Origin of the sequence: Geobacillus sp., from assembly GCF_017515625.1 — a bacterium.
Taxonomy (GTDB): Bacteria; Bacillota; Bacilli; order Bacillales; family Anoxybacillaceae; genus Geobacillus; species Geobacillus stearothermophilus.
This window is the reverse complement of sequence record NZ_JAFWFM010000191.1, coordinates 1-9,343: the sequence shown is the minus strand read 5'-3', so window position 1 is coordinate 9,343 and position 9,343 is coordinate 1. Positions and strand designations below refer to the sequence as shown.

The window sequence follows — 9,343 nt, the reverse complement described above, 5'->3', positions numbered from 1 at the left end:
TTTTTTGTCCCCGTCGCCCTTGACGACTCTTCCGCACCTTTGGCGGGTGTTGGTCAAGGGCGAATCCGGCCCTCCGCATGCCCCACGATGCTCAATGGGATGATCTGTGTGGAGTTTTCATAGAACTTTTGACGCTACCCTTTATACATGCCATTTTTTCCAGGCGAGATATTTTTATACAAAAAACAGCTCATTTTCCAAAAAACAAAAAAAACGCCCGAAACACGCGTTTCAGGCGTCTTCTACTTGAACAACTGCTTTTTTCCTTGCGGATCGCCAGCGTCCCTCTCTATACGATGGTCTCATAAATGAGCGGCGGCCGAGCAACCGGCTGCGGCGACAGACGAATAGCCGCCTCGATCTTTTCTTTCACGTCAAGCACATCTGGCCGGTTGCTGTGAATCGTGGCGAGCGCTTCCCCTTTCTGCACGCGATCACCGATTTTTTTATGGAGCACAATGCCGACCGCCAAATCGATCACGTCTTCTTTTTTCGCCCGGCCGGCGCCGAGCCACATGGCGGCCGTGCCGATGTCATCGGCGGCCATCTCGGCGACATAGCCGTCGGCAGCCGCCGTGACGGTCGACGTATAGGCCGCCTTTGGCAATTTATCCAGATCGTCGACGACCGATGCATCTCCACCTTGAGCGGCCAAAAACGTTTTGAACGCCGCGATGGCGGCCCCGCTGCGAATCGCCTCTTCAAGCAAACGGCGCGCCTCATCAAGCGATGGCGCCTTCTCCGCCAAATAGACCATATGGCTGCCGAGCGTCAAACAAAGTTCGGTTAAATCGTGCGGCCCGTTTCCTTTTAACGTTTCGATGGCCTCTTTCACTTCCAAGGCGTTGCCGACGGCATAGCCGAGCGGCTGGCTCATGTCAGAAATGACCGCCATCGTCCGGCGGCCGACGCGCTTGCCAATGTCGACCATCACTCGAGCGAGCCGGCGCGCCTCGTCAAGTTTCTTCATAAACGCTCCGGCGCCCGTTTTCACATCCAAGACGATGGCATCAGCCCCAGCGGCGATTTTTTTGCTCATGATCGACGAGGCGATGAGCGGAATGCTGTTGACGGTCGCCGTCACATCGCGAAGCGCATATAGCTTTTTGTCAGCCGGTGTCAAATCGCCCGTTTGGCCGATAATGGCGATTCCGTTTTCATTCACGAGTCGAATGAACTCGTCTTTGCTGATCTCGACATGAAACCCGGGCACGGACTCGAGTTTGTCGATCGTGCCGCCCGTATGGCCGAGGCCGCGCCCAGACATTTTCGCCACCGGCACGCCGACAGAAGCGACAAGCGGCCCTAAAACGAGCGTCGTCGTATCGCCGACCCCGCCGGTCGAATGTTTATCGACTTTCACGCCGCGAATACTCGACAAATCGAGCATTTCGCCGGATTGCACCATCGCCATCGTCAGCGCGGCCGTTTCTTCCTCGGTCATGCCGCGAAAATAAATCGCCATCGCGAGCGCGCTCATTTGGTAATCGGGAATGTCCCCGTTTGTATACCCTCGGACGATCCACTCAATTTCTTCCTTCGTCAGCGCCTTTCCGTCGCGCTTTTTCGCAATCAAATCGACCATTCGCATCGCGGTCACCTTTTTCGTTTTGATTTCGCCATTTCGGCGACAATCGCTTTCACAAGCCGCAAAAAGTCCGTCTTCACCCGCTCGGCCGTTTCAACCACTTCGTCGTGGTGAAGCGGAGCATCCGACATCCCTGCAGCCATATTCGAAATGCACGAAATGCCGAGCACCTCAATGCCGCCGTGGCGGGCGACGATCACTTCCGGGACGGTCGACATGCCGACCGCATCGCCGCCGAGCGTACGAATCATGCGGATTTCCGCCGGCGTTTCGTACGACGGCCCCGTATTGGCGACATATACTCCTTCATGCACGCGAACGCCAAGTCTCGCCGCCGTTTCCTTGGCGAGCTCGCGCAGCCGCCGGCTGTACGCTTCCGTCATGTCTGGAAAGCGAGGACCAAGCTCCGGATCGTTCGGACCAATGAGCGGATTTGTGCCCAGCAAGTTGATATGGTCGGAAATGATCATGAAATCGCCGGGCTGGAACCGTTCGTTGATGCCGCCCGCAGCGTTTGTCACGATCAATTCGCGGACGCCAAGCGCCTTCATCACCCGGATGGGAAACGTCACTTCTTGAAGCGAATACCCTTCATAATAATGAAACCGCCCTTGCATGGCGACAACGGTCGCCCCCTCAAGCCGCCCATATATGAGCCGTCCAGCGTGTCCTTCAACGGTCGACATTGGAAATCCGGGAATATCTTCATACGGAATGCGAACCGCCTCTTCGATTTCATCAGCGAGCACGCCGAGCCCCGAGCCGAGAATGAGACCGATTTCAGGCGGAGTTGGCATCAATGAGCGCAAATGACCGGAGGTTTTTTCAATCGCTTGTCGATCCATTCTTTTCCCCCTCATCGTTCTTTATGAAGTTAGGCCAAATCAGCCAAAAAGCTTGTTCCGTACGGCGGCCGGTTGACTTGGAAGTTATCCGCAATCGTTGCGCCGACATCGGCAAACGTCTCGCGGACTGGGAGCGGCTTGCCGCCGCGAAATCGCGGGCTGTACACAAGAAGCGGCACATATTCGCGCGTATGGTCAGTTCCATGGTGAATCGGGTCGTTGCCGTGGTCAGCGGTGATGATAAGCAAGTCGTCCGCTGTCAAGCGCGGCAACACATCGGCAAGCCGGGCGTCAAACTCTTCGAGCGCATCGCCGTAACCTTTTGGGTCGCGGCGATGGCCGTATTTAGCGTCAAAATCGACGAGATTGACGAAACTCAACCCGGTAAAGTCCATGCCGAGCGTGTCGACGAGCTTATCCATTCCGTCCATATTGGATGTCGTTCGCAACGACTGGGTAACTCCTTCATTGTCGTAAATATCGGCGATCTTCCCGATGGCAATCACTTCATAACCGGCGTCTTTCAATTCATTCATCACCGTTTTGCCAAACGGCTTAAGCGCATAGTCGTGCCGGTTGGCGGTTCGCTCAAAATGGCCGGGTTTGCCGATGAACGGTCGGGCAATGACGCGCCCGACCATATACGGCTCGTCGCGCGTCAATTCACGAGCGATTTCGCAAATGCGGTACAATTCATCAGCGGCACAACTTGTTCATGGGCGGCGATTTGCAAGACGGAGTCGGCTGATGTATAGACGATGATCGCCCCTGTTTTCATATGCTCTTCGCCAAGCTCTTCGATGATCGCTGTTCCGCTCGCCGGTTTGTTGCCGATCACGTTCCGGCCGGTGCGCCGCTCGAGCTCAGCGATCAATTCATCTGGGAACCCGTTCGGAAAGACGCGGAACGGCTTGTCGATGCGAAGGCCCATCAGCTCCCAATGGCCTGTCATCGTATCTTTTCCAGCCGATGCTTCCTTCATTTTTGTATAGTACGCGAGCGGTCGCTCGACTTTCGGCACCCCTTTGATCTCACGAATATGGCTTAGGCCGAGCTTCGCCATGTTCGGCATATAGAGGCCGCCGCGATACTCAGCGATATGGCCGAGCGTATCCGCTCCTTTGTCGTTGTATTTCTCGGCATCCGGCGCCTCACCGATGCCGACTGAATCCATCACAATCAAAAAAACGCGCCGGTATGTCGTTTTCACATTCATTCCCCCTGCCTGCAATGAAAAATGGAGTCTCTTTTTATCGTTCCCGTATTTTCGCGAAAACACGCCTATGGACAATTGGTCAGAAGTCTGACAACTAAAACGACAGGCAAGCGCCTAGCATACGGCAGCTACTAGGCGCGCGGGTGGTACTGTTTGTACACGTCTTTTAGGCGCGTTTTCGTAACATGCGTATACATTTGCGTCGTCGAAATGTCGGCATGCCCAAGCAACTCTTGCACAGCGCGCAAATCGGCTCCGTTCTCAAGCAGATGCGTCGCAAACGAATGCCGAAGCGTATGCGGCGTCAATTCTTTTTCGATGCCGGCTTCTTTCGCGAGCCGCTTTAAAATTTTCCAAAACCCTTGCCGTGTCAACCGCTGGCCATAATGGTTCAAAAACAGCGCCTCCGTTGCCCGTCGTCGCGGATTGACAAGCTGCGGGCGCCCTCGCTCCAAATAGTGGGCAAGCGCTTCAATCGCCATGCGCCCGATCGGCACGATCCGCTCTTTCCGCCCTTTTCCATAGCAGCGGACAAACCCCATCGTCAAATGCACGTCGCTTAAGTTGAGCTGCACAAGCTCACTGACGCGCATGCCGGTCGCATACAACAGCTCCAGCATCGCCTTGTCGCGCAACCCAAACGGTGTGCTCACTTGCGGCGCTGCAAGCAGCGCCTCGACTTCCTCGACCGACAGCACTTTCGGCAGCGTCCGTTCAAACTGCGGCGTTTCGATATGGACGGTCGGGTCTTGCGCCGCGATTTTCTCCCTTAGCAAAAACTGATGAAACGAACGGATCGACGCCAAATGGCGGGCGATCGTCCGCGCCGATTGCCCTTGTTCGCTTAAAAACTTTAAAAAATGGAGAATATGGAGGCGCTCCACTTCGCCCCACGCCTGAAGCTGCTCGACTTGACGCAAATAGCGGACGTATTTTTTCAAATCGCGTTCATACGAAACGATCGTATTGTGCGCCAAATTCCGCTCCACCGTCAAATAATGCAGAAAATCTTTCAACTCGTATTCCAACGCTCTCTACTCCCCGTCGCGATAAAAAAATATCTGCCGGTCGAGCCAACTTGGCGGCGCACTCTCCGCCGCCGATACTTTGACCGCCGATCCCTTCGGCTCATCGTATCGGTGGTAATACTCGTACTCGCGGTTAAACCATACAAGACTATAATAAAATAAAATGGTGCATCCCGTAAATAAAAGAAACACTTTCACCATTTGCCAAACGGTTTTCATGGCATCCTCCCTATCAGTTGCTTGTCAGCTTGGTAGTATGAGGATATGCCATTTGTTTCGTTGTTTATACGCAAAAAACCTTTCCCGTTGGAAAAGGTTTTATTTTTCTTCATGCTTTTGCTGGCAACGGTGACAAATGCCGTGGAACGTCAAACGATGGTCTTTAATTTTAAATTTCCACTTCTCCTCAACAATCGCTTCGACATTCTCAAGCAAATCTTCTTGAATTTCCGCCACCGACCCGCATTCTAAGCAGATGAGGTGGTGATGAAAATGGGCCGCTCCTTCCTTGCGGAGGTCATAGCGCGACACCCCGTCCCCGAAATTGATTTTATCGACAATTTTCAACTCGGTGAGCAGCTCGAGCGTCCGATATACGGTCGCCAGTCCGATCTCTGGGGATTTTTCTTTCACGAGGAGGTAGACGTCTTCCGCGCTTAAATGGTCTTCTTCATGTTCAAGCAGGACTCTTACTGTCGCTTCCCGCTGTGGCGTCAGTTTATAGCCGGCTGAGTGCAGCTGCTTCTTAATTCGTTCCACACGATCTTCCATGTTTTCATTCCTCCCTCGCCATTCACCTCCCATTATAACAAATGTGCGCAGGAAGGTTCAAAGTATAATTACTGTCACAAAAAAACAAAAATGATTACTACATAATAATTATTATTAAATTAGCGACCCATTTCACCACCTGTTTCATCAAGACCGGCGAAAGGTACGCTTCCACCGCCGAAGAGACAAGCAGCCCGAAGGCGGCCGCGGCCATCGCCGCGGCATAGCGCATCACCATCGGGAACACTGGCTCGTGCGGCCGTTTCATAAACTGATTGCGCACCATCCGCAAGGAAAACGATATCGACATCACGCCCATCACGATCATGAGCGGAATGACAAGCAAATTTTGCGGCATCACCGAAACAAATGACAATAAAAACCCTTTCCAGCCCATTTGATTGACTAAAAAGCCGACGGTGAAGCCGACGACAATGCCTTTTAAAAACAGTAAAACCAAAATGACCGGCAGTCCGATGACGGAAATGCCGAGCACCCACATGAGGACCATATATTTGACGTTATGCATGTAGCTTTGACGGAACATGTCGTGGGCGCTTGCCACGTTGTCTTTTGATACTTGTCCAAAAAATTGCGCCAAGTAATAATACAAATCTTGCTTTTGGCTGAAGCCGAGGCTGTTGACGACAATGGCGCCGAAAATGACGCCCATGAGAAACAGGACGATGACAAACACGTACAGCGAAGCATGTTCACGCCAATGAACAGCGATAGCCGATTTCAGCGGATGGGTTCTCATTGTGCTTCGTCCTCCTACTTTGTCTCTTAGTAGATTGTATGTCCATCCGCTTTCGGTATGACTGTTTTTCTAAAAGGCTGGTGATGGAATAAAAAAGCAGCTCAACACCGACGTGTGACCAACTCCACGGGCGGCACGCCGCCTCGGTCCATTGGCGCATGGCTGGGCCAAGCAGCACGCACGGCATGATGATGAACGGCAGGAGCGCTGCCCGAGTGGTTACCCCTCCCACACTTTCCCGTATCTCCCACCGCCCCCGGCCTCGATATGGAGCGCACCGCTGCGGGCAAGGACGATCAGTTGGGCCAACTTTTCTCCCACCGTCTCCGCGATCTCTTCCTCCGCCGCCTCATGAAGAACGCTCATTTCCGTGCCAAAACGGGCGAGCAGCTTTTCATACGCTTTTGAACCAAGGCCGGGGATGAATTCAAGCGGCACTTGATAAATGTACGGCGGCCGTTTCGGCCCGCGTTCCGCCGTTTTCAGCTCCGCAAGCCGGTCAAACACGCCTTTCACGAAGCGATGATGGCCGCATGCCGCACAGCGGTCGACGTCCGGTACAACCGGCGCAAGGCAGCGCTCGCACACCGTCTGGTGATATTTTCCGAGTTTGGGATTTAAACCGTAGTTGGCGACAATCGCGCGCCCGTCTTCACCGCGCAGCGCTTTTTCCAATTCAGCAAACGTCGGGGCGGCGAGCCGCACTTCTTCATATTCGCGGGCGATTTTCCGCAGCGAATGGGCATCGGAATTCGTCAAGTACGGGTAGCGATGCAATTCGGCGATCTGGTCCGCCATCGCCGTGTCGGCGCTTAACCCAAGTTCAATGGCATCAATCCAATCCGGGTCAAACACTTCTGTCAGGCTGTGCTTGACCCCTTTTCCGTACAAGCTTTTAAACGGGGTGAACGCGTGCGCGGGAATGAACCAGCCGCCCTGCTCTTTCGCGGCAGCTTGCAGCTCGCGGCCGGAGGCGTAAACGCGCTGTGAACTGAGCGACATGTTCTTTACCCGTTTGCCAAGCCAGCCGGAAAACGTGCGCATCGTCTGCACAGTCGGCAAAAAAACGAGCACGTGGATCGGTCCATGGCAATGGTCGTCATATACTTCGATTTCACTGCCTAACAAAAGCGTCACTTTCCCAGCGCTGACGCCGCCCCCCTCATGTTCGCGCCAACCGTGCTTCTCCATTGCCCGCTCGAGCTCGTCCAGCACTTCGGGCACATGGCTGTCAATGACGCCGACGAGGTCGATCCCTTTCACCTCAGCCGCCTCATGCAAGATGTTCTCAAGCGTCAACGTCCGCGCCCCAGTAATTTTCACCGGGCGGCCCGAGGCGGTGCGGCCGATGTGAATATGTAAATCAGCATAATAACAGCCGAGGCCGCGCTCGTTTTTTTTATTCGGCATTTTGCTCCCCTAGCGCGCGGCGCAGCTGCAAATATTGCAAGGCGTATGCCGTTTTCGCATCGTAAATGTCGCGTTGTTGAAGCATCTCAAGCGCCTCCTCCAATGTCACTTCCAACAGCTCGACAAACTCATCTTCATCCAAACCGGCGCCGTCCTCCGCTTTTTCCAGCCCCTCGGCGACATACAAATGGATGAGTTCATCGGCAAACCCTGGGGATGTATAAAAGGAAATGAGATGGCGCATCGAATGGGCGCGGTAGCCGGTTTCTTCTTCGAGCTCGCGGTGTGCGGAAGCGAGCGGCTCTTCCCCATGTTCTAGCTTGCCCGCCGGAATCTCGACTAATGCGCGCTCCAGCGCTTTTCGGTACTGGCGGACAAGAACGATTTTCCCGTCCGGCAACAGCGGCAGCACCGCCACCGCCCCCGGATGTTTGATCACCTCGCGCCGGCTCGTTTTCCCATTTGGCAGCTCGACTTCCTCGATATACAAGTCAATGATGCGGCCGCTGAACAGCTTCTCTTTGCGGATCGTTTTTTCATACAGCTCCATGTTCATTCTCCCCTATCAAATTGGATCGATTCTTTTCCATTGTACTACATGTTTGGCCATTTTTTCGCTTCCGTTGTACAATGGACGTGTCATTGATCGCGAAAGGAGGCGCAAAAAATGAACAAACGCCGCATCGGCACATCGGATTTGTATGTGAGCGAAATCGGCCTCGGCTGCATGTCGCTCGGCACTGATGAAAACCATGCCATCTATCTCATCCATGAAGCATTGGAGCGCGGCATCAACTACTTGGATACAGCCGATTTATACGACCGCGGCTTAAACGAGGAATTTGTCGGCAAAGCGGTGAAAGGAAAACGCGACCAAGTCATCATCGCGACAAAAGTCGGCAACCGTTGGCGCCGAGACGGAAGCGGCTGGGACTGGGATCCGTCAAAAGCCTATATCAAACAAGCGGTCAAAGAGAGCCTGCGCCGCCTGCAAACGGACTACATTGACTTATACCAGCTCCACGGCGGCACGATCGACGACCCGATCGATGAGACGATTGAAGCGTTCGAAGAGCTGAAGCAAGAAGGCGTCATCCGTTGGTACGGCATCTCCTCGATCCGCCCAAACGTCATTCGCGAATATGTGAAGCGCTCGAACATCGTCAGCGTCATGATGCAATACAGCTTGCTTGACCGGCGGCCGGAAGAATGGTTCCCGCTTCTTCGCGAACATCACATCAGCGTGATCGCCCGCGGTCCGGTCGCTAGAGGCTTGCTCACGAGCCGCTCGCTTGAACAAGCGAGCAGCGCGGTGAAAGAACATGGATACCTCGATTATTCCTACAAAGAACTGCAGGCGCTCATCCCGAAGCTGAAGGAAAAAACGGCCGGGCGCCGTTCATTGACCGCGACCGCGCTGCAATTTTGCCTGTATGACCCGGTCGTTGCCGCCGTCATTCCGGGCGCAAGCCGGCTTCGGCAGCTTGAAGAAAACATCGCCGCCGCTTCCGCCCCGCCGCTTGATGCCGACGAATACGAATGGCTGAAACAAACGACAAAACGCTCGGTGTACGACGTGCATCGGTGAACTACCCCCACTTAATTTTCTAGCGAAAATTTGAAGTGGGGGCTTCCAAAGAAGTTTGACTGCTTCAAGCAATCCTTATTCTTTGAGGCGTGTCCACTTCGCCGCTAGAGCATAAGACACTCAGGTCTACAGCTTTA

9 protein-coding genes and 1 pseudogene are annotated in these 9,343 nt (G+C 54.0%); 1 reads left to right on the top strand and 9 read right to left on the bottom strand.

Annotation, left to right across the window (positions count from 1 at the left end; translation table 11 throughout):
- Positions 1–289 precede the first annotated feature (289 nt).
- From IKE44_RS11215 to IKE44_RS11175, 9 genes and pseudogenes are all read right to left on the bottom strand, one after another.
- The gene (locus IKE44_RS11215; RefSeq protein WP_033017153.1) at positions 290–1,591 is read right to left on the bottom strand and encodes a pyrimidine-nucleoside phosphorylase; all 1,302 of its coding nucleotides are present in this window, start codon (positions 1,589–1,591) and stop codon (positions 290–292) included.
- A 5-nt stretch (positions 1,592–1,596) separates the two neighbouring features.
- On the bottom strand, positions 1,597–2,433 hold the full coding sequence (locus tag IKE44_RS11210) for a purine-nucleoside phosphorylase (RefSeq protein WP_049626212.1): 837 nt from the start codon (positions 2,431–2,433) through the stop codon (positions 1,597–1,599).
- 29 nt (positions 2,434–2,462) lie between these two features.
- A pseudogene (gene deoB / locus IKE44_RS11205) lies at positions 2,463–3,649 on the bottom strand (phosphopentomutase).
- Positions 3,650–3,780: 131 nt separating this feature from the next.
- Entirely contained in the window at positions 3,781–4,677 is an 897-nt protein-coding gene (gene xerD, locus IKE44_RS11200; RefSeq protein WP_011231797.1) for a site-specific tyrosine recombinase XerD, read from the bottom strand.
- A 6-nt stretch (positions 4,678–4,683) separates the two neighbouring features.
- Complete coding sequence (locus IKE44_RS11195; RefSeq protein ID WP_287465924.1) at positions 4,684–4,896, bottom strand: YqzK family protein; 213 nt, start codon at positions 4,894–4,896, stop codon at positions 4,684–4,686.
- Between the two features lie 99 nt (positions 4,897–4,995).
- A complete protein-coding gene (fur, locus tag IKE44_RS11190; protein ID WP_033017157.1) occupies positions 4,996–5,448 on the bottom strand; it encodes a ferric iron uptake transcriptional regulator in 453 nt (150 codons plus the stop codon).
- Between the two features lie 97 nt (positions 5,449–5,545).
- Positions 5,546–6,208 carry a stage II sporulation protein M gene (gene spoIIM, locus IKE44_RS11185; protein ID WP_033017158.1) on the bottom strand — a complete coding sequence of 221 codons (663 nt, stop codon included), beginning with the start codon at positions 6,206–6,208 and terminating at the stop codon, positions 5,546–5,548.
- Between the two features lie 219 nt (positions 6,209–6,427).
- On the bottom strand, positions 6,428–7,618 hold the full coding sequence (locus IKE44_RS11180; RefSeq protein ID WP_049625004.1) for an endonuclease Q family protein: 1,191 nt from the start codon (positions 7,616–7,618) through the stop codon (positions 6,428–6,430).
- Positions 7,608–8,168, bottom strand: a complete 561-nt coding sequence (locus IKE44_RS11175) for an NUDIX domain-containing protein (protein ID WP_049626213.1) — start codon at positions 8,166–8,168, stop codon at positions 7,608–7,610. The genes IKE44_RS11180 and IKE44_RS11175 overlap by 11 nt, the downstream gene beginning before the upstream one ends.
- 117 nt (positions 8,169–8,285) lie before the next feature.
- On the opposite strand from IKE44_RS11175, the gene IKE44_RS11170 reads away from it, so the two are divergent.
- The gene (locus tag IKE44_RS11170; protein WP_033017162.1) at positions 8,286–9,206 is read left to right on the top strand and encodes an aldo/keto reductase; all 921 of its coding nucleotides are present in this window, start codon (positions 8,286–8,288) and stop codon (positions 9,204–9,206) included.
- Positions 9,207–9,343: the final 137 nt, after the last annotated feature.